Annotated in this window: 18 protein-coding genes; 11 read left to right on the top strand and 7 right to left on the bottom strand. The window is 74.0% G+C overall.

Features of this window, described 5'->3' with window-relative positions; translation table 11 throughout:
• Window positions 1–60: 60 nt before the first annotated feature.
• From ABT403_RS35615 to ABT403_RS35595, 5 genes are read left to right on the top strand one after another with little or no spacing between them, the layout of a single operon-like run.
• Complete coding sequence (locus ABT403_RS35615) at window positions 61–1473, top strand: FAD-binding oxidoreductase (RefSeq protein WP_344156959.1); 1413 nt, start codon at window positions 61–63, stop codon at window positions 1471–1473.
• Window positions 1470–2813 (top strand): cytochrome P450, encoded by a 1344-nt coding sequence (locus tag ABT403_RS35610; RefSeq protein WP_344156956.1) that lies wholly within the window; start codon window positions 1470–1472, stop codon window positions 2811–2813. The genes ABT403_RS35615 and ABT403_RS35610 overlap by 4 nt, the downstream gene beginning before the upstream one ends.
• 50 nt (window positions 2814–2863) lie before the next feature.
• Entirely contained in the window at window positions 2864–4255 is a 1392-nt protein-coding gene (locus ABT403_RS35605) for a hypothetical protein (protein WP_344156953.1), read from the top strand.
• A 9-nt stretch (window positions 4256–4264) separates the two neighbouring features.
• Entirely contained in the window at window positions 4265–6214 is a 1950-nt protein-coding gene (locus ABT403_RS35600; RefSeq protein WP_344156950.1) for a peroxidase family protein, read from the top strand.
• Window positions 6211–6474: a hypothetical protein gene (locus tag ABT403_RS35595; RefSeq protein WP_344156947.1), complete on the top strand. Its 264-nt coding sequence runs from the start codon at window positions 6211–6213 to the stop codon at window positions 6472–6474. The genes ABT403_RS35600 and ABT403_RS35595 overlap by 4 nt, the downstream gene beginning before the upstream one ends.
• Here ABT403_RS35595 and ABT403_RS35590 read toward each other — a convergent pair.
• The 3 genes from ABT403_RS35590 to ABT403_RS35580 form a co-directional block, all read right to left on the bottom strand.
• Window positions 6459–6818: a hypothetical protein gene (locus ABT403_RS35590; RefSeq protein WP_344156944.1), complete on the bottom strand. Its 360-nt coding sequence runs from the start codon at window positions 6816–6818 to the stop codon at window positions 6459–6461. The two genes, ABT403_RS35595 and ABT403_RS35590, sit on opposite strands and share 16 nt — an antisense overlap.
• Window positions 6819–6949: 131 nt before the next feature.
• The gene (locus tag ABT403_RS35585) at window positions 6950–7870 is read right to left on the bottom strand and encodes a serine/threonine dehydratase (protein WP_344156941.1); all 921 of its coding nucleotides are present in this window, start codon (window positions 7868–7870) and stop codon (window positions 6950–6952) included.
• Window positions 7871–7936: 66 nt separating this feature from the next.
• On the bottom strand, window positions 7937–8578 hold the full coding sequence (locus tag ABT403_RS35580; RefSeq protein ID WP_344156939.1) for a TetR/AcrR family transcriptional regulator: 642 nt from the start codon (window positions 8576–8578) through the stop codon (window positions 7937–7939).
• Window positions 8579–8779: 201 nt separating this feature from the next.
• Between ABT403_RS35580 and ABT403_RS35575 the strand changes: the two genes are divergently transcribed.
• From ABT403_RS35575 to ABT403_RS35560, 4 genes are all read left to right on the top strand, one after another.
• Window positions 8780–10462 carry a ricin-type beta-trefoil lectin domain protein gene (locus ABT403_RS35575; RefSeq protein WP_344156936.1) on the top strand — a complete coding sequence of 561 codons (1683 nt, stop codon included), beginning with the start codon at window positions 8780–8782 and terminating at the stop codon, window positions 10460–10462.
• A 185-nt stretch (window positions 10463–10647) separates the two neighbouring features.
• A complete protein-coding gene (locus ABT403_RS35570) occupies window positions 10648–10809 on the top strand; it encodes a hypothetical protein (RefSeq protein ID WP_344156933.1) in 162 nt (53 codons plus the stop codon).
• A gap of 77 nt (window positions 10810–10886) precedes the next feature.
• On the top strand, window positions 10887–12455 hold the full coding sequence (locus ABT403_RS35565) for a molybdopterin-dependent oxidoreductase (protein ID WP_344156931.1): 1569 nt from the start codon (window positions 10887–10889) through the stop codon (window positions 12453–12455).
• Window positions 12456–12576: 121 nt separating this feature from the next.
• A complete protein-coding gene (locus ABT403_RS35560; RefSeq protein ID WP_344156928.1) occupies window positions 12577–13647 on the top strand; it encodes an alpha/beta hydrolase in 1071 nt (356 codons plus the stop codon).
• A 98-nt stretch (window positions 13648–13745) separates the two neighbouring features.
• On the opposite strand, the gene ABT403_RS35555 is transcribed toward ABT403_RS35560, so the two are convergent.
• Window positions 13746–14504 (bottom strand): class I SAM-dependent methyltransferase, encoded by a 759-nt coding sequence (locus ABT403_RS35555; protein WP_344156925.1) that lies wholly within the window; start codon window positions 14502–14504, stop codon window positions 13746–13748.
• A 282-nt stretch (window positions 14505–14786) separates the two neighbouring features.
• On the opposite strand from ABT403_RS35555, the gene ABT403_RS35550 reads away from it, so the two are divergent.
• The gene (locus ABT403_RS35550) at window positions 14787–15530 is read left to right on the top strand and encodes a TetR/AcrR family transcriptional regulator (protein ID WP_344156922.1); all 744 of its coding nucleotides are present in this window, start codon (window positions 14787–14789) and stop codon (window positions 15528–15530) included.
• Window positions 15531–16213: 683 nt separating this feature from the next.
• Here ABT403_RS35550 and ABT403_RS35545 read toward each other — a convergent pair.
• Both ABT403_RS35545 and ABT403_RS35540 read right to left on the bottom strand, forming a co-directional pair.
• On the bottom strand, window positions 16214–16489 hold the full coding sequence (locus ABT403_RS35545; protein WP_344156918.1) for a hypothetical protein: 276 nt from the start codon (window positions 16487–16489) through the stop codon (window positions 16214–16216).
• A 91-nt stretch (window positions 16490–16580) separates the two neighbouring features.
• Window positions 16581–17231, bottom strand: a complete 651-nt coding sequence (locus ABT403_RS35540; RefSeq protein ID WP_344156915.1) for a hypothetical protein — start codon at window positions 17229–17231, stop codon at window positions 16581–16583.
• A gap of 335 nt (window positions 17232–17566) precedes the next feature.
• Here ABT403_RS35540 and ABT403_RS35535 point away from each other — a divergent pair, with 335 nt between their 5' ends.
• A complete protein-coding gene (locus tag ABT403_RS35535) occupies window positions 17567–17779 on the top strand; it encodes a hypothetical protein (protein ID WP_344156912.1) in 213 nt (70 codons plus the stop codon).
• A 223-nt stretch (window positions 17780–18002) separates the two neighbouring features.
• Here the strand turns inward: ABT403_RS35535 and ABT403_RS35530 are convergent, their stop codons facing one another.
• Window positions 18003–19052 (bottom strand): enoyl-CoA hydratase/isomerase family protein, encoded by a 1050-nt coding sequence (locus ABT403_RS35530; RefSeq protein WP_344156909.1) that lies wholly within the window; start codon window positions 19050–19052, stop codon window positions 18003–18005.
• Window positions 19053–19161: the final 109 nt, after the last annotated feature.

The following is a 19161-nucleotide window of genomic DNA, read 5'->3' as shown; positions in this document are numbered from 1 at the left end:
TCCCCCGCACGCACCGCACCGCACGTCCCGCCCCGCCCCGCCCCGTCCCGGAAGGCCGGCATGTCCGTCACCAGCGACCCCCCTCTCCTGCTCTCCAGGCTCCGCTCGGGCCTCCCCGACGACGCCCTGCTCACCGATCCGGCGGACCTCGCCGCACACTCCCGGGACACCGCGCCCTTCTCCGAGTGCGGCACCCCCGCCGTCGTCGTCCGCCCCCGCACCGCCGAGCAGGTCGAGCACGTCATGCGGACCGCCTACGAGCTGGAGGTGCCCGTCGTCCCGCAGGGCGCCCGGACCGGGCTGGCGGGCGCCGCCAACGCCGTCGACGGCTGCGTGGTGCTGTCCACGACCGCCATGGACCGGATCCTGTCCGTCGACCCCGCCAACCGCCTCGTGCGCTGCGAGCCCGGGGTCACCACGCGCCGCCTCGCCGAGGCGGTCGCCGAGCACGGGCTGACGTACCCGCCGGACCCGGCGTCCTGGGAGAGCTGCACCATCGGCGGGAACATCGCCACCGGCGCGGGCGGCATCTGCTGCGTCAAGTACGGGGTCACCGCCGACTACGTCCTCGGGCTGGACCTCGTCCTCCCCGACGGGCGGCGGATGCGCACCGGCCGGGACACCGCCAAGGGCGTCGCCGGGTACGACCTGACGCGGCTGGTCGTCGGCTCCGAGGGCACCCTGGCGGTCGTCGTCGGCGCCACGCTCGCCCTGCGCCCCGCCCGGCCGCCGGCCCTGTCCCTGCTGGCCCGGTTCCCCACCCTGACCGCCGCCGGGGACGCCGTCGCCGCGATCATCGCCGCCGGGCACACCCCCTCCGCGCTCGAACTCCTCGACCGGGCCACCACGCAGGCGGTCGTGGACCTCGGGACGCACCCGCTGATGCGCGCCGCCGGCGCCGCCACCCTGATCGTCGAGAGCGACGGGGCGGCCCCCTCCGCCGACCTGACCGCCATGGAACTCCTCTGCAAGGAGGCCGGCGCCGACGAGGTCACCGCCTCCGCCACCGCCGAGGAGGCCCGGGAGATCATCGAGGCCCGCCGCCTCGTCACCCCCGCGCTCGGGGCCCGTATGGCGTCCCGGGGCGGCGGGCTCACCGCCTTCATCGAGGACGTGGCGGTCCCCCGCACCGAACTCCCCCGGCTGATCGGCCTGATCGAGGGCATCGCCGACCACCACCGGCTGGAGGTCTTCACCCTCGGCCACGCCGGGGACGGCAACCTGCACCCCACGGTCGTCTTCGACGCCTCCGACCCGGACGAGCTGACCCGCGCCCGCGCCGCCTACGACGACATCATGGCCGCCGGCCTCGCCCTGGGCGGCACCACCACCGGGGAGCACGGCATCGGCACCCTCAAGCGGGAGTGGCTGGAGCGCGAGCTGGGCCCCGTCTCCCTGGAGCTCCAGCGCGGCCTCAAGCGGCTGTTCGACCCCAAGAACCTCCTCAACCCCGGCAAGGTGGTCTCGGCATGACGCACTCCACCGGTACCCGCGAGGCCGCCCGCCCCGGGACGGCCCCCGTCCGGGCCGGCCTGGCGGAGACCGTCCGCTTCATGGCCACCCACACCGTGCCCGCCTTCGTACGCGGCGTCGCCAGCCCCCGGTTCGGGGTGGTGTCCCTGTACTCCCGGGTCAACCAGCCCGCCTGGTCGAACGCCACGCTGCGGGCGATGAAGGCACGGCACGGCGGGGCGCCCGTCCTGGTGCGCGCCCTCTCCGGCGACATGCTCGTCCTCTTCGACGAGGAGGACGTCGCACGGTTCTTCGCCGAGCCCATGGACGTCCTCGCCATGGACGCCAAGGACAAGCTCGACAGCCTCTCCGTGTTCGAGCCCACCGGGGTGATCTGCTCCCACGGGCGGCTGCGCGAGGACCGCCGGGAGGTCAACGACCGGGTCCTGGCCCCCGGCGAACCCCTGCACCCGGCCTGCGCCGAGTACGGGGCGGTCGTCGAGGAGGAGTGCCGTCCGCTCACCGCCGCCACCGTCCTCGGCTTCCCCCTCCTGCGCACCGCCCTGGCCCGGATCTCCCGCCGGGTCGTCCTGGGCGACCGGGCCGCGGACGACGGGGAACTCGCGGGCTGGCTCACGACCCTGCGCGACCGGGCCAACTGGATGGGCCGCAGCCGCCCCGAGGACAGCCGGGCCCTGTACGCGCGGGCGGAGGCGCGGATCGCCCGGTACGCGGCCGGCGCACCGCCCCACACCCTGGCCGCCCGCGCCCTGAGCGCCCCCGCTCCCGAAGGCGCCGACCCGCTGGGCCAGACCCACCACTGGCTGCTGGCCATCGAGGTCCTGGCGCCGATCGTGACGCGCACCCTGCTCCTGCTGGCCGCGCACCCCGCCGAACAGGACGAGGTGCGCGCGGAGATCGCGGCGGGGACCCCGGGGCTGCCCCGGCTGCGGGCCTGCGTACAGGAGTCCGTACGGCTCTACCCAATCGTCCCGGACCTGGTACGGGTCACCCGCGCCGAGACCGAATGGCGCGGGGTGCGCCACCCGGCCGGGACCACCGTGCTCGTCCCCATCGGCTTCCACCAGCGCGACCCCGAGCGGGTGCCCGGCGGCCACCTGTTCGCCCCGGGCCGCTGGCTGGTCCCCGGCGCCGACGGGGACCCGCGCACCGCCCCCTTCAGCCAGGGCCCCGGCCGCTGTCCGGGGGACCGGCTCGGGCTGCTGCTGTCCTCACTGGTCTGCGCCGAGGTACTGCGCGGCAACCGGCTCACCGGGGCCCGCCCGGCCCTCGACACGGGCCGTCCGCTGCCCGGCATCGTCGACACGGCCGCCATCCGGCTCCGCCTCGGCCGCCCCTGACCACAGCCCCGCCGAGGCGAACCGAGCCCGCCAAGAGAGAGGAGCACCCCGTGCCCGAAGCCGTGCCCGGGAGCGGCGCGCCCGACGCGGTGGCGCCCGTCACCCAGCCGGACGTCGCCTCCCTGCACCACGTCTGCCGCGAACTGGCGGCCGCCGCCGACGCCGTGCGCGAGGCAGCGCGCTACGCCTCCCGCCTCGCGCTCGGCCCCGCGCCGCTCCCGGCGGCGGGCGGCCCCCGGCGGGCCCGGGCGGGCCGGCGCCGCCTGCTGCGGACCCTGCTCGACCCCACCGGCTTCGGCTGGGGCCCGCACGGGCGCACCCCGCTGGCCGGCGCCGTCTGGCTGGCGGGGGTGCTCACCAGCCGGGAGAGCCTGGCGGTCAGCCTCGCCGTCACCGGGCTCAAGGCGCGGATCCGGGCGGCCGCCGTACGCCACCCGGAGCTGCTGGCCGACGCCACCACCTCGCGGGTGCTGCGCGCCATCGACGAGGACCGGCACACCGAGGCGGTCCGGGTGTTCAGGGGACTGCTGACGGACCGGGGCGCCGCGTACGCCCTGGCCCTGCTGGCGCCGTCCTTCGCCGACATCATGGCCTGGAGCGCGCTGACCGACGAGAACCCGTTCAACGACGCCGCCGGCTGGCAGATCGCCACCCACCGGCCGCTGACCTCGGACTTCTTCCTCGGCACCCCCAGTGCCGTCTGGTCCTTCCTGGACCGGGGCCGCGGCCGCGCCGAGCCCCACGCGGCCACGGCCGAACTGCTGGAGCGGATCGACGACTCCGGCTCCATCGTGGGCTACGTCCGCAACATCGGCCACCTCGGCACGCGCGGGCTGCTCCTGGTCCAGGAGGTGACCGGCCCGGACGGCAAGCGCCGCTTCGTGGTGCAACTGGCCGGCATGGGCAAGGGGTTCAACCAGGAGGGCCCCCAGGACGTGGTCGGCAGCTGCAACGCGATGGGCGCCACCGACACCGCATACACCCGGGCGGTGCGCAGGGCGCTGCACCGGCTGGTGCCCTCCGGTTCGGAGGTGGCCCTCGTCGGGCACAGCCAGGGCGGGCTGACCGCCATGAACCTGGCGGCGAGCCGGGACTTCAACGCGCTGTACACCGTCACGCACGTGGTCGCGGTCGGTTCGCCGATCGACCACAAGCGGGCCTGCGATCCGCGCACCCGGGTGGTCTCGCTCGTCAACGAGCACGACATCGTGCCCTCCCTGGAGGGCCGGTCGTCGGTCTCCGCCTACGAACTGCCGGACGAATTCACCGAGTTCACCTGGAAGGACGACACCCACGCCTTCCCGCTGTGCCATGCCGCGGAGCGGTACGCGCACAACCTGGAGCACGACGTCCCCCATGCGCGCACCCACGTCGACTCCGAACTCGCCGCCTTCCGCGGCCGGGTCACCGGCACGCACCTGTTCACCCTCCACGACCGCTGAGGACCCCGTATGACCGACACCACCGACGCCACCCCGCAGGCGGGCCCCGCATCCGCCGGGGCCCCCAAGGCCCCCGAGGCCGCCCCCGAGGCCCCCGGCAGGCTGCCCGGCCAGTCCGGCGGTGGTACGCCGCCTCCCCCGGCCCCCCGGCCGTACGGGCCGCCCGGACTCCTGGAGCGGCTGGAGTCGGCGGCCTTCGCCCGGATCAACCGCACCCGCGAGTGGTACGAACTTCCGGGCCCGCTGGGCCTGATGAACCTCGCCGTGATCCGCGAGGACCTGCGCCGCCACAACCTGTACGACACCTTCGGCGCGGGCGGTGAACGCGACCGCCGCCCCACCCGCCGGCTCGCGCCCCACCGCTCGTACGACGGCTCCGGCTATGACCCGTACGACGAGGACATGGGCCGCGCCGGCACCCGGCTGGACCGCAACTCCCCGCTGGAGCTGGTCCATCCGGACGCGGACGAGGAGCTGATGGCGCCCAGCCCGCGCGAGGTCAGCCGGCGGCTGCTGGCCCGCCGGGGTTTCGTCCCCGCGCCCACCCTCAACCTGCTCGCCGCCGCCTGGATCCAGTTCCAGAACCACGGCTGGGCCAACCACGGGGACAACGAGGAGGCCGAACCCCTCACCGTCCCGATCGCCGCCGACGACGACTGGGAGCGGCAGGGCGGGACCTGCCCGATGCGGGTGAACCGCACCCGCCCCGACCCGGTCGCGCACACCGCCCCCGGGGTCCCGCCGACGTACGAGAACACCGTCACCCACTGGTGGGACGGCTCGCAGATCTACGGGTCGGACGAGGCCCGTTGCCGCTCGCTGCGCACCGGGGAGCGCGGGCACCTGATCCTGGAGGACGGCCGGCTGCCCCGGGACCCGCGGCCGGGGATGGAGTGCCTCGACGCCACCGGTATGAACAGCGACTACTGGAGCGGCCTGTCGCTGCTGCACACCCTGTTCGCCAAGGAGCACAACGCGATCTGCGACCTGATCCGCTCCCACCACCCCACCTGGGACGACGAGCGGCTCTTCCACACGGCCCGGCTGGTGAACACCGCCCTGATGGCGAAGATCCACACGGTGGAGTGGACCCCGGGCATCCTCGACCACCCGGTGCTGCACCACGCGATGCGCGCCAACTGGTACGGGCTGCTGCCCCGTTGGGTGACGAGGACCTTCGGCCGGATCGGCGGCGAGGCCCTCAGCGGGACCCTGGGCTCGGCCACCGACCACCACGCGGCGCCGTTCTCCATGACGGAGGAGTTCGTCTCGGCGTACCGGCTGCACCCGCTGATCCCGGACGAGATCACGGTCCGCGACCACCGGCACGGCGCCGTGCGCAAGGTCATCGGCTTCGACGACATGCAGGGCGCCACCACCCGCACGGCGGTCGACGACTTCGGGATCAGCGACCTGCTGTACACCTTCGGCGTCTCCCACCCCGGCGCCCTCGTCCTGCACAACCACCCGGACGCGCTGCGGAACTTCGCCCGGCTCTCCGGCGAGCACATCGACCTCGGGACGGTGGACGTGCTGCGGGACCGGGAGCGCGGCATCCCCCGCTACAACGCCTACCGCACGATGCTGCGCAAGCGGCCGGTCACCTCCTTCGAGGAGCTCACCGGCGGCCACCCGGGCGACACCCCGCTGCTGCGGGAGCTCTACGACGGCCGCCTCGACCGGGTGGACACGCTGGTCGGCAATCTCGCCGAACCGCGCCCGGCGGGCTTCGGGTTCAGCGACACCCTCTTCAGGATCTTCGTGCTGATGGCCACCCGCCGTCTCAAGAGCGACCGCTTCTTCACCACCGACTACCGGCCGGAGGTGTACACGCCCGAGGGGCTGCGCTGGGTGGACGAGAACTCGATGGTGACGGTCCTGCTGCGGCACCACCCGGAGCTGGAGCCGCACCTGGCCGGGGTGGCCAACGCGTTCGCCCCGTGGAAGGGGCGGTCGTGAGCGGGCGGCCGGAGGGGGTGCGGGACCCCGCCGACGGGCTGCGCACGCACGCCGCCGTGCTGCGCGAGCGGGCGGAGCGGCTGCGCGGCGCCTGCGCGGCCCTGGACTGGAAGGGGCCGCAGGCCGACGCCTTCCGCGCCCGCGTCGAGGAACTCGCGCTGCGCTGCGGCCGGGCGGCCGAGGGGCTGGCCCTCTCGGCCGCCGAGCTGGACGGCGGAGAGGACCGGCCGGAGCGCCGGGGGCGCTACTTCATGCGGTAGCTGACCTTCTCGGCGAGCTTGCCGTCCTTGAAGCAGAAGCGCAGCACGTCCTCGTCGGCCTTGCCGTCGCTGGACACGTACCAGGCGCACACGCTGCCCGCGGGCTCGGCGGGGCCGCCCTCCTTGAGGGCGCCCTTGACGAAGCTTTCGCCCGAGGGCAGCTTGGCGCGGACGGCGGCCTCGGAGTCGCCGACGCGCACCGACTCGTAGACCTTCGGGTCGACGAGGGTCTCCTCGGCGACGTCCATCATCTTCCCGAACCCGAGGAAGAGGGCGATCACGATGCCGACGCCCAGCACCAGCGCCACCCCGCAGCCGATGAGACAACCCTTGCGCTGAGCCATGACCCGTTTCCTCCGTGCCCTCGTGGTTCCCGTAGACACCGTGGAGCCTCGCAGGGGCGGGGGCGGGGGCGCCGTCCTCGAAAGTCGCGGGCGGCAGCGACGATCGTCGTCGGCGTCAGAGGCCGTCGGGGTCAGAGGTCGCCGGGGTCGGTGTTCGCCCCGCACAGGACGACGGCGACCCGCTCGCCGAGCGGCTCCGGCGCGGTGCGCACGGCCGCCAGGGCGGCCGCCGCGCCGGTCTCGACGACGATCCGGTGGTCCTCCCAGAGGGCGCGCCGGGCGGCGGTGATGGCCTCGTCCGCGACGAGCACGGAGACGGCGTTGTCCTGTTGGACGGCGGCGAGGGCGTCGGCGGAGACCCGGGTGGCGCCGAGGGAGTCGGCGGCGACGGAGTCCACGGGGACGTCGACCGGGCGTCCCGCCTCCAGGGCGGCGTTCAGCGCCCGGCAGTTCTCGGGTTCGGCCGCGACCACGCGGATGCCGTGGGCCCGCGCGGCGGCGGCGACGCCGGCGAACAGCCCGCCCCCGCCGACCGCGACGACCACGGTGTCCAGGCCGGGCACGGCGGCGCGGATCTCGTCGACGAGGGTTCCGGCGCCGGCCGCGATGAGCGGGTGGTCGTAGGCGTGGCTGCCGAGGGCCCCGCTGTCGGCCGCGAACCGCCGGCAGGCCTCCAGGGCCTCGGCGTAGCGGTCGCCGACGAGCCGGACGTCGGCGCCGTAGCCGCGCAGCCGGTCCACTTTGACGCGCGGGGCGGTGGCGGGGAGGAAGACGGTGGCGGGCACGCCCTGCGCGCGGGCCGCCCAGGCGCACGCCAGGCCGGCGTTGCCGCCGGAGGCGATGGTGACGCCGGCGGCCGGGAGGGTGCCGGCGGCGCGGTGGGCGGCGAGGAAGTTGTGGGCGCCCCGGGCCTTGAAGGAGCCGGTGTGCTGGAGGTACTCCAGGGCGTACCAGAGGCCGTCGGCGACGGGTGCGACGGTGACGGGCCGGATCGCCCCGGCCGTGCGGTCGGCGGCGGCGCGGACGGCTGCGTAGTCGAGCTGCTGTTCCATGGCGGGCGGCCTCTCTCGTGCTCTCGGACGGGGGTGCTGGGGGGGGTGGGTGCTCGGGGCGGCGGCTCAGCGGGCGGGCCGGGCGGCGGCGATGAGCTGGCGCAGGGCGCCGTAGTAGACCTCGTGGTCGGTCAGCGCGGGCAGCAGGTCGGCCGGGTCGCCGCCGAGGACCGGGAACTCGGCCGGGTCGAGCGCGGCGAGCGCGGCCCGGGAGGCGGCGGTGGCCCCGGCGGGGTCGCGGTGGTCGACGAAGGCGGCGCTGCCCAGGGTCAGGAGGTACATGCGGCGGTAGACGGTGATGGCCTCGGCCCGGCTCATCCCGGCGGCGACGCTGTCGGCGAGGGCGGGTTCGACGAGCCGGGCGAGCAGCTGGCGGCCGAGCCAGGGGCGGCCGCCGCGCAGGACGAGCAGCCCGGGGTGGGCGGTGAGCAGCCGGTAGAACGCGCCGAAGCGCAGTTCGGCGGCCTCGGCCCAGTCGGTTCCGGCGGGGATGTCGGGGAGCCGGGCGGCGAGGTGCTCGGTGCACAGGTCCATCAGGCCGGCCAGGTCGGTGCAGCGGCGCTGGACGGTGGCGTGGGAGACGTCGAGGCGCTCGGCGAGGGCGCGGAAGCTCAGGGCCGCGGGGCCTTCCTCGTCGAGGAGGCGCAGGGCGGCGACGGCGATGGCCTCGGGGGTCGCCCGGTCGAGGGCCGCTGATCTTCTGGGCATGCGATACACCGTATCAGCCACTGTCACATACGGCGTATCCCCTGCACAGCACCCCGGTGGGGTGACACGGTCGTGTGACATCGATGGCGGCCATATTGCTGGTCATCACGCCATATCCATCGACTTATGTTGACAGCGGGTAGTCGCACCGCTGCACTGAGGCACGATCCCCGTCGGTACGCACCACGCCAAGGAGACCCCGTGCCGCCTCGCCTGCGCGCCTCACTCCCCTGTCTGACCGCGGCCGCCGTGCTCGCCCTCGCGCTCTGCCCCGCCCCGGCGACGGCGGAGCCGACCGCGACCTCGGACACCCCGCTCGCCCTCACCCCGCCCATGGGCTGGAACAACTGGGCGCACTACATGTGCGACATCGACGAGGCCAAGGTGGTCGCCAACGCCGAGGCGCTGGTCTCCGCCGGCCTCGCCGCCAAGGGCTACGACACCGTCACCGTGGACGACTGCTGGATGCTGAAGGAGCGGGACGCGCACGGCGACCTGGTGCCCGACCCGGTGAAGTTCCCGCACGGCATGGCCTGGCTCGGCGAGCACCTGCACGCCAAGGGGCTGAAGTTCGGGATCTACGAGGACGCCGGCTCCCTCACCTGCGAGCGCTACCCGGGCAGCGGCGCTCCCGAGGGCGGCGGCGCGGACCACTACGCCCGCGACGCCCGGCTGTTCGCCTCCTGGAACGTGGACTACGTCAAGATGGACGGCTGCAACCTGTGGGTGCCGCCCGGGAAGACGAAGGAGGAGGCCTACCGGGACGCGTACAACGCGGTGGCGCGGGCGCTGCGCGACAGCGGGCGCGCGATGGTGCTCTCCGCCTCCGCCCCCGCCTACTTCCAGCAGGGCGAGTGGGGCGGCTCCGACTGGCACAAGGTGCTCGACTGGGTCGGCGAGACCGGCCAGTTGTGGCGCGAGGGCAAGGACATCAAGGTCTACAAGCCGTCCGCTCCCCAGACCTCCCGCTGGAGTTCGGTCCTCGGCAACTACGGCTACAACCGCTGGCTCGGCCGGTACGCGGCCCCCGGCAACTGGAACGACCCCGACTTCCTGATCGCCGGCGCCCCGGGCCTGACGGACGCCGAGAGCCGCAGCCAGGTGGGGCTGTGGGCGATGATGGCGGCCCCCTTCATCCTGTCCTCGGACGTCTCGGCGCTCAGCCCGGGCGGGCTCGCGGCCCTCGGGAACACCCGGCTGATCGAGCTGGACCAGGACCCGCTGGGCCGCCAGGGCGCGGTCGTCTCCTCCAACGCGACCTTCGAGGTGCTGGCCCGGCCGCTGGCGGGCGGGGACCGGGCCGTGGCGGTGCTCAACCGTTCCGGCACCGACCGCGACGTCTCCGTACCACTGGCCCACATCGGGCTCCCCGCCCCCTGCGCGGTGGACGCCGAGGACCTGTGGACCGGCGGCCGGAGCACGGTCGGGACGGCGCTGACCGGGCGGGTCGCCGCGCACGACACGGCGGTGTGGCGGCTCACCCCGCGCGGCTGCGCCGAGGCGGTGCCCACCGGGCAGATCAACGGCCTCGGGGCCGCGTGCGCCGACGGGGCCCGGGCCGGCGGCGGCGCGGTCGTCCTGGCCGGGTGCACCGCCGGGGCGGCCCAGCGCTGGACCCTGGCCGGCGGAGGCCGGCTGACGCTGGCCGGCCAGTGCCTCACCGCGGGCGCGGGCGGCCTGGTGGAGCTGGCCGACTGCGCCCCGGGCCGCCGGGCCGGGCAGAGCTGGCGCCACCGGCGCGACGGGTCCCTGGTGGAGGAGGCCGGCGGTTCCTGCCTGACGGCCCCGCCCGCGCCCGCGACCGCCGACGCCCCGGCGGAGCGGCTGCGGCTGTCCGCGTGCGGGGATCACCGGGCCGACCAGGCCTGGTCCCTGCCGGTGTGAGCGTGCGCTGAGGCGGGCCTTCACTCTTCCGGGGGAATCGCCCGCTCCGGCGGCCCCTCCCGGCACGAGCCGTGGGTTCACTGGCGCGGAACGGCCGGACAGGCCCTGGGGGCGGCGCCGGAACGATCCGGCGGCCGCCCCTTCGGGTTCCGGCGGGCCACGAGAGCCGACAGGAGTGCACCGACATGTACGAGAACGCCCAGGAGCGGCCCCCGGCCCCCGGCCCGCCGTCCCCCGCCGGTATCACCGACGGGGTGGTGGAACTCCGCAAGCGCAGACCGAACGCCCCGGCGGCAGAGGGGGAGCAGCGCCGAGGGCCGGACGCCGGGGGCGGCCAGGACGCCTGAGTTCCAGAGGCTGCCGCCGCGCGGCGCCGGGTGCGGGCGGCGGCGTTATGTTGGCGGCAGGGCACCGGAGGTGAGCCATGGCAGCCGCTCCAGCGAACACCGCCGCCGGCGCGGTCGGCGGACTGGCCGCCGCCTTCGCCGGCCTGGCGGCGGCCGAGCTCGCGGCGGCCTTCGTCCGCCCCGAGTCCGCCCCGCTCACCGCCGTCGGCGCGGCCGTGGTGGACCGTACGCCCGCGGCCGTCAAGGAGTGGGCCGTCCGGTCCTTCGGCACCTCCGACAAGCTGGTGCTGACCCTCGGCGTCGCCGCCGCCCTGGCCCTGCTCGCCGCCGGCGCCGGGATCCTCGCCGTGCGCCGCCCCCGCGCGGGCTGCGCGCTCGCGGCGGCCGTGGGGGTGCTCGGGGCGGCGGCCGCGCTCAGCCGCCCCGGCGCCGGCTGGAAGGACGCCCTCCCCTCCCTGGCCGGCGGGGCGGCGGCCGCCGGCGTGCTGTACCTGCTGGTCACGGCCGTACGGCGGCCCCGCCCTGCGGCCGGACGGCCCGGCGCTTCCCGGCCGATGGACCGGCGTTCCTTCGGCCGGCTCCTCGCGGTGGCCGTCGGCGCCTCGGCCGTCGCCGGGTACGCCGGGCGGAGGCTCGGCGCCCACGGCTCGGCCGGGGCCACCGCCTCCCGCGCGGACCTGGTCCTGCCGCCCCCGGCCCTGCCCGCGCCGCCGGTGCCCGCCGGAGCGGACCTGCGCGTACCGGGCGTGGGACCGTTCCTCACTCCGGCCGGGGACTTCTACCGGGTGGACACCGCCCTCGTCGTCCCCCGGGTCGACGCCGCCGCCTGGCGGCTCGTCATCCACGGCGACGGGGTCACCCGGCCGCTGACCCTGACTCTGGCGGACCTGCTCGCCCGGCCCCTGACCGAGCACGACATCACCCTGTGCTGCGTCTCCAACGAGGTCGGCGGACCGTACGTGGGCAACGCCCGCTGGCTCGGCGTACGCCTCGCCGGCCTGCTGCGCGAGGCCGGGGTGCGGCCGCCCTCGCAGGGCGGCCCGGCCGACCAGCTGGTGGCGCGTTCGGTGGACGGGATGACCATCGGCACCCCCGTCGAGACGGTGATGGACGGCCGCGACGCGCTGCTGGCCGTCGGGATGAACGGCGCGCCCCTCCCCTTCGCGCACGGCTTCCCGGTCCGGATGGTCGTCCCCGGTCTGTACGGGTACGTCTCCGCCTGCAAATGGCTGACCGAGCTGCGGCTGACCACCTTCGCCGCGTACGACGCCTACTGGGTGCGCCGCTCCTGGGCGCAGCAGGCCCCCGTCAAGACGCAGTCGCGCATCGACACTCCGCGCCCCTTCGCACGGCCGGCCCCGGGCCGGGTGATGGTGGCCGGGGTGGCGTGGGCGCAGCACCGGGGGATATCCCGCGTGGAGGTGCGGGCCGACGGCGGCCCCTGGCGGGAGGCCCGGCTCGGCGACGCGGACGGCGACGACACCTGGCGGCAGTGGGTGTGGCCGTGGGAGGCGGTGCCCGGGGAACACACCCTGGAGGTCCGCGCGACCGACGGGCGGGGTGCGGTGCAGCCGCAGGAGCGCCGGGGCACCCTCCCCGACGGGGCGACGGGCTGGCACTCCGTCACGGTGAGCGTCCACGCGTAGCCGTTCCCGGCCCGTACATTGTGGTGGGATACCGGGGATACCGGGGATGCCGGGTATACCCGTGATGCCGGACATCCCCTGGGACATGACGACATGAGGCCGTACGTCAGGAGCCGACGCCGTGGAGCTGACCAGTACGTCGTTCCTCGTCACGCTGATCGCCGTCACCGCCCTGGCGATGCTCCTGGCGCTGCTGCTGTGGAACCGGGTGCCGGGTCCGGCGGTGCTGCGGTGGGTCGCGCGGGTGCTGATGATCGGGGTGTGCCAGCTGACGGCCATCGGCGTGGTGGCGGCCTGGATCAACGACGGCTACGGGCTGTACGCCTCATGGGACGACCTGCTGGGCACCGGCGCCGACGCGGACGCCTCGACGATGACCGGGCCTCCGCTCGGCCGGGCCCGATTCACCCCGGGCGAGAACGGCACGCGGAGCACGTACTTCCGGGGCAGCCACTCGAAGCTGGCCGGCCAGGTGGTCGTGTGGACCCCGCCCGAGTACGACGCCCCGGGCGCGCAGAAGACCCGCTTCCCGGTCCTGACCCTGCTGCACGGTTATCCGGGCACCCCGCGTTCCTGGATCGACCTGGGGTCCATGCCGGACGCGCTGGAGCAGCTGGTGCGCCTGGGCGCGGCCCATCCGTTCATCCTCGTCATCCCGGAGCTGTACCCCGGCGGGGTGAACACCGACTGCACCGACACCCCGCAGCGCAAGATCGCCACCTGGCTGGCGGAGGACGTGCCGGACCTGGTGCGGAAGAACTTCCGCACCCTGCCGGAGCCGAAGGGGTGGGGGCTGATGGGCGTGTCGACGGGGGCGTTCTGCGCCGTGAAGCTGCCGTTGCAGTACCCGAAGGTGTTCCGGGCGGGCGCGGCCCTGGACCCGGATCCGCTGACCGGGGATCCGGAGGTGCTGCCCGATCCGGTGCTGCGGGAGCACAACAGCCCGATGTGGCTGGTCGGTCAGGCGAAGGGCGAGGACGTCGGGCTGTTCCTGGCCACTTCCGCGCAGGACCGGGACAGCCCGCCGAAGCAGCTGGAGGCGTTCAGCAGGGCGGCGCAGGGCAGCGGCGTCCGGGTGAAGACCCTGGTCCGCCCGGCCGGGGGCCACAACTTCCAGACGTGGACGGGGATGTACCCGGACGCGCTGGGCTGGCTGAGCACGGAGCTCTCCGCCCCCGCCGGTCCGCCGTAGCCGCGAACCCCCGTGCGGCGGCCGGTCGTCAGACCGCCGTGCCGAGCCGGGCCGGGAGCGCCTCGACGCCGTTGCCGCAACCCCGGGCCGCTCGCCGGCTACCGCTGCCCGGCGGCGGGGGCCGCCTCGGGGCGGCGGAAGAGGGCGGTCCAGAGGAAGTCCTCGCCGAAGCGCGGGGAGTCCTCCGGCTCACGGCTCATGCGGCGCACCTCCCGTTCCTCCAGGCCGGAGAAGATCCAGCGCAGGGATTCGGGGGTGTAGGCGAGTCCACCGCCGAGGCCGCCCTCCCGGTAGTGCTGGGCGTCGGGGAGTTCGGAGCCCATCGCTCCGGAGGCGAAGCAGGTGAGCCCGAGGTGGCCGCCGGGGGCGAGGACGCGTTCGAGGAGGGCGAGGTAGCTGACGCGGCGGTGGGGCGGCAGGTGGTGGAAGCAACCCGAGTCGTAGACCAGGTCGTAGGGTCCGCCGAGCTCGCCCGAGGCGGCGAGCGCGAAGGCGTCGCCGTGGTGGAAGCGGATGCGGGCGCCCGCTTCCCGGGCGCGTTCCCCGGCCCAGGCGAGAGCCGTCGGGGACAGGTCGACGGCGTCCACCTCGAAGCCCAGGGAGGCGAGGTGGAGGGCGTTGCGCCCCGGGCCGCAGCCGAGGTCGAGGGCGCGGCCGGGGGTGATCAGGCCGCGGTCGAGGGCGGAGACGAGGTTCTCGTCGGGTTTGGCCACGAAGAACGGCACCGGCTTGGAGCGGTCGGCGTAGAAGCCGTCCCACCAGTCCGCGCCGCCGGCCGTCCAGCGGTCCGCCCCCGGCGCGAACAGTCCGTCCAGGAGGCTGAGCACGTCTTCCACCGAGCGTATGTCGCGATCCATGAACTCCCCTTTTCCTAGGGGGACATCGTATCGAGTTCGGCCACATAACCCCAGGTCAGAGCCCATTCACGGATCCGCCGTACGACCGTGTGCGCGCCCTTCGCGCCACCCCCGGCCGCCTCCCCCGCACCCCTGGACACGCGCCCGCCCGGGGGCCCGCCCAGGCCCGTCGCGGGGGTGTTCACGATCGCTTCCGACGGGGTTTCCCGGATTTCCCGGCCAGGCCGCCGTTCAGGTGTACGCATGATGCGTACAGTGTGCGCACCGGGGTAGGCTGGGGGCATGTCCTCATCAGAGCAGCAGAGTTCCGCGCCGGTCCCCTCCGTCTGGACCCGGCCCCGCCGGCAGAAGGAGCAGCCCGCGCTCAGCCGGGAGCAGATCGTCGCGGCGGCCGTACGGCTGCTGGACGCCGAAGGCATCGAGGCGCTGAGCATGCGCAGGCTCGGCACCGGGATGGGCACGGCCGCCACGTCCCTCTACCGGCACGTGGCCAACAAGGACGAACTGATCGAGCTGGTCGTGGACGAGGTCTACGGGGAGCTCGAACTGCCCGAAACCACCGGCCCTGACGGATGGCGCGAGGCCCTGGCGCACAGCGGGCACAGCCTGCGCGGCATGGTCCTGCGCCACCCCTGGGTGGCGTCCGTCCTCGGCCAGGTGGGCCTCGCCCACCTGGGCCCGAACCTGATGCGGATGTCGGAGCGGATGCTGGCCATGGCCCTGGCGGCCGGGTTCCCGAAGGCCGAGGCGGACCTCGCGATGAAGGCCGTCATGTCCTACGTACTCGGGGCGGCGACCAGCGAGGCCTCCTACCTCTCCCTGCTCGCCCGCAGCGGCAAGAGCGAGACCGAGTGGCTGCGGTCCCTGGTGCCCGCCTCCCAGCAGGCCCTGGAGGACCACCCGCTGACCCAGGACCACGCCACCGCCTGGCAGGGCCGGGACCCGGCGCGGCTGCGCGAGGAGAACTTCGACTACGGACTCCAGCGGGTCCTCGACGGCCTGGCGACCCGGCTCAAGCAGGCCTAGCCTCCGAGGCGTTCGCGCCGTTGGTGCGGCGGGACTGGCCGGAGAAGGGGCCCAGTATGCGCGGGGCCCGTTCCTCGCGGGGCCGGCCGGCGTGGCGGGCCGTGCGGATGGTGCGGCCGCAGGGGTGGCTGGTGGACGACTCGCCACCTGGACCGGCACCCGCCCCACCTGGCAGCAGACCGTGCCCTCGCAGCCCCACGTCCCCAGCTGACACCGCACTACCGGTGCTGTGACGACGAACGGGTGATGGAGCCGACGACGCGTCCCTCCTGGCAGATGCGCGAGCCGCTCCCGTGTCTACTTTTAGCGACCGACTGCGCGCATCGGGTCATCAGGGGCGCGCAGACGAAGCCGGTACGGAGGTAGGTATTCATGCGGAAGCTCCAGCAGGTCGTGATCGCCACTGCGGCGGTGGCGAGTCTGGCCGTCCTTGGTGCGGGAAGCGCTCACGCCGCCGATGTGATCACCCCGCGGGCTGCACAGCTGCCACCACTCCCCCGGCTCCCACAACTGCCACAGCTCCCCCCGCTACCGCCGCTGCCCAAGCTCCCCCGGGTCGCCCTGCCGCAGGTCGCGCAGCACCGGGCGGTGTCGCAGAAGAGCGTGACGCATGCGGGGCAGGTGGTGAGGTACGCGGGGTACGGCGCGTACACGCCTTACGCGCCCTACGCACCTTACGCGCCCTATGCTCCGTACGCGCTGGACGGGGCGGGAACCCCGAGCACCCCCGCCACCCCCGCCACCCCCAGCACACCGAGCACGCCTGCCGGCGGGAACACCCCGAACACGCCCAACACCCCGAACACCCCCAACACGCCCAACACCCCGGGCGGCGGCGCGACGCCGAACACCCCCAACACGCCGAACACCCCGAACACTCCGAACACCCCGGCCGACGCGAGCACGCCGAATACGCCCAATACCCCGAACACTCCGAATACACCGAATACCCCGAGCACGTAAGCAGGACCCCTCCGCGACACACGAGGGCGCCGCGCAGCGAATTCCACTGCGCGGTGCCTTTTTGTGTTTCAGCGCGACTTCCTCACCTCAGTCGGGGGTATTGGGGGTGTTCGGGGTGTTGGGAGTGTTCGGGGTGTCCCCGCCGTCCGGCGTGTTCGGAGTGTTCGGCGTATTGGGGGTGTTCGGAGTATTGCCCCCACCACCCGGGGTGTTGGGCGTATTCGGGGTGTTGGGGGTGTTAGGCGTATTGCCCCCACCACCCGGGGTGTTGGGCGTATTCGGGGTGTTGGGGGTGTTAGGCGTATTGACCCCGCCACCCGGAGTGTTGGGCGTATTCGGGGTGTTCGGCGTGTTGGGAGTGTTGGGCGTGTTCTTGCCCCGGCCCGGGGTGTTGGGCGTGTTCGGAGTATTCGGCGTGTTGGGAGTGTTGGGCGTGTTCTTGCCCCGGCCCGGAGTGTTGGGCGTGTTCGGGGTATTCGGCGTGTTGGGAGTATTGGGCGTGTTCTTGCCCCGACCCGGAGTGTTGGGCGTGTTCGGAGTATTGGGGGTGTTCGGAGTATTGCCCCCACCACCCGGGGTGTTGGGCGTGTTCGGAGTGTTCGGCGTGTTGGGTGTGTGATCAGCGACCGCCATCTGAGGCACCGGCGCGGCCATGGCTGTAGCCGGCAGGGCAGCGCCGCCAGCCAGCGCCACAGAAGCAGCCAGACCCAGCATGATCTTGCGGGACATCTTCATCATAAGCCTTCTCCATTTCGGTGTGCGGAGGTCACTGAAAGCCACCCGCCATACATTTCCATTTCTCTCGACCTTTGCGGGATTCCCCGTCAGGGCCTGCTTCCAATAAACCCAGCGGGAGCGCACGGGTCATGTCACAGGAATACGGGACTTGAAAGCGGGATCCGATTTTGGTAGAGGGCGTTCGCGCGAGCCCCAGAGGTCCGCCCCCTATGTCCGGCGGAGCCGTCAAGTCACGACTTTCCGTGCGGTGCCCCCACCACCCCGGGCGGGGCGCAATGGAACCGCAGACACCGTCTCCGCCGCTTCAGGACCCCCACCCGAGGAGCCTCCTTCCAATGACCACAAACGCCCGCCATCTCGTCCCCCTCCTGGCCGCCGCCCTCGTGATCGCCGGAAGCGCCTCCCTGGCCGTGCTCTCCCCGCACCACGCCCCCAGGACGACCATCCCCACTACCGGTGCGACCACCGGCACCGGCCCTGAGTCCTGGACCGGCCCGGCACCCAGCCCCGGTCCGGGACCCGACCTCGCCCCGTTCCTCAAGGGCTAGCGCTGCGACCGGGAAGGTCTGCCGGGTTGCTCGTCGTCCCGACTCCCCATGCCCGTCGAGGTCTTCACATCCGACTCGCGCCGGTGGTCCAGGCGTACGAGGACGACGAGGACTTCGTCGTACTTGGCGCCCTGCCGAGGCGGCGAGGCGCGGTGCCGGGCGGCGCGGGTCTGGGGGCGCCTCCCAGCGGTAGCTGGAGGGAGCAAGATCCGGAAGGGACGGCCTAGGGGAAGGTCAGTTCGGCGCCCTCGCCGAGCGGGGCGAAGTAGCGTTCCACCGTCGCCTCGCGGACCTGGACGAGGGCCGCCGGGGACCAGCGCGGCCGGCGGTCCTTGTCGATCACCTGGGCGCGGATGCCCTCGACGAGGTCGGGGGCCGACAGCGCGGCGCTCGAGACCCGGTACTCCTGCTCCAGCACCCGCTCCAGCGAGTCCAGGGCGCGGGCGCGGCGCAGGGCGGCGAGGGTGACCTTCAGCGAGGTCGGGGACTTGGCGTGCAGGGTCTGCGAGGCCTCGCGGGCGGCGGGCAGCCCGGTGGCCAGCAGCCGCCGGTGGATCTCCTCGACGGTGTCGGCGGCGTAGCAGTGGTCGATCCACTCCCGCTCGGCGGCGAGCGGGGCCGCCGGGAGGGTGGCGCCGTCGAACTTGCCCAGCACCTCGGCCACGGGTGCGGCGACGAGCTCACGGGTGAACTCCTCCAGCCAGTCCGAGGGGAGGTAGTGGTCGGCGAGCCCGCACAGCATCGCGTCGCCCGGGCCCACCGCCGTCCCGGTCAGGGCCAGGTGGGTGCCCAGTTCGCCGGGGGCGCGGGAGAGCAGGTAGGTGCCGCCGACGTCGGGGACGAAGCCGATGCCGGTCTCGGGCATGGCGACCCGCGAGCGCTCGGTGACGATCCGGACGCCGCCGTGGGCCGACAGGCCGACCCCGCCGCCCATGACGATCCCGTCCATGAGGGCGACGTACGGCTTGGGGTAGCGCGCGATGCGGGCGTTCAGCCGGTACTCGTCCCGCCAGAACGCGAGGGAGCCGGTCGTGCCGGCCTTCGCGTCGGCGTGGATGGCGCGGATGTCCCCGCCGGCGCACAGCCCCCGTTCACCGGCCCCCCGGAGCAGGACCTGCCGGACGGCGGGATCGTGTTCCCAGGCCGTCAGGGCCTCACCGATGCTCAGCACCATGGGACGGGTGAGGGCGTTGAGCGCCTCGGGACGGTTGAGGGTGATCAGGCCCGTACAGCCCTCGGTGCCGATCTGAACGGTCTCGTCTTCGGTCTTCACAGGGGTCAGTATGTCGGGTCCGACGGCATATGAAGATCGTTTCTTACGATCTTGTCAAGTCTGGACGGCTTCGGGCCGAACGCCGCGCGACCGCAGTCCCCGACAGTCC

Source organism: Streptomyces sp. NPDC000075 (genome assembly GCF_040301925.1).
Taxonomy (GTDB): domain Bacteria; phylum Actinomycetota; class Actinomycetes; order Streptomycetales; family Streptomycetaceae; genus Streptomyces; species Streptomyces polychromogenes.
The sequence above is the reverse complement of the archived record's forward strand: the minus strand, read 5'-3'. Positions and strand labels throughout refer to the sequence as shown.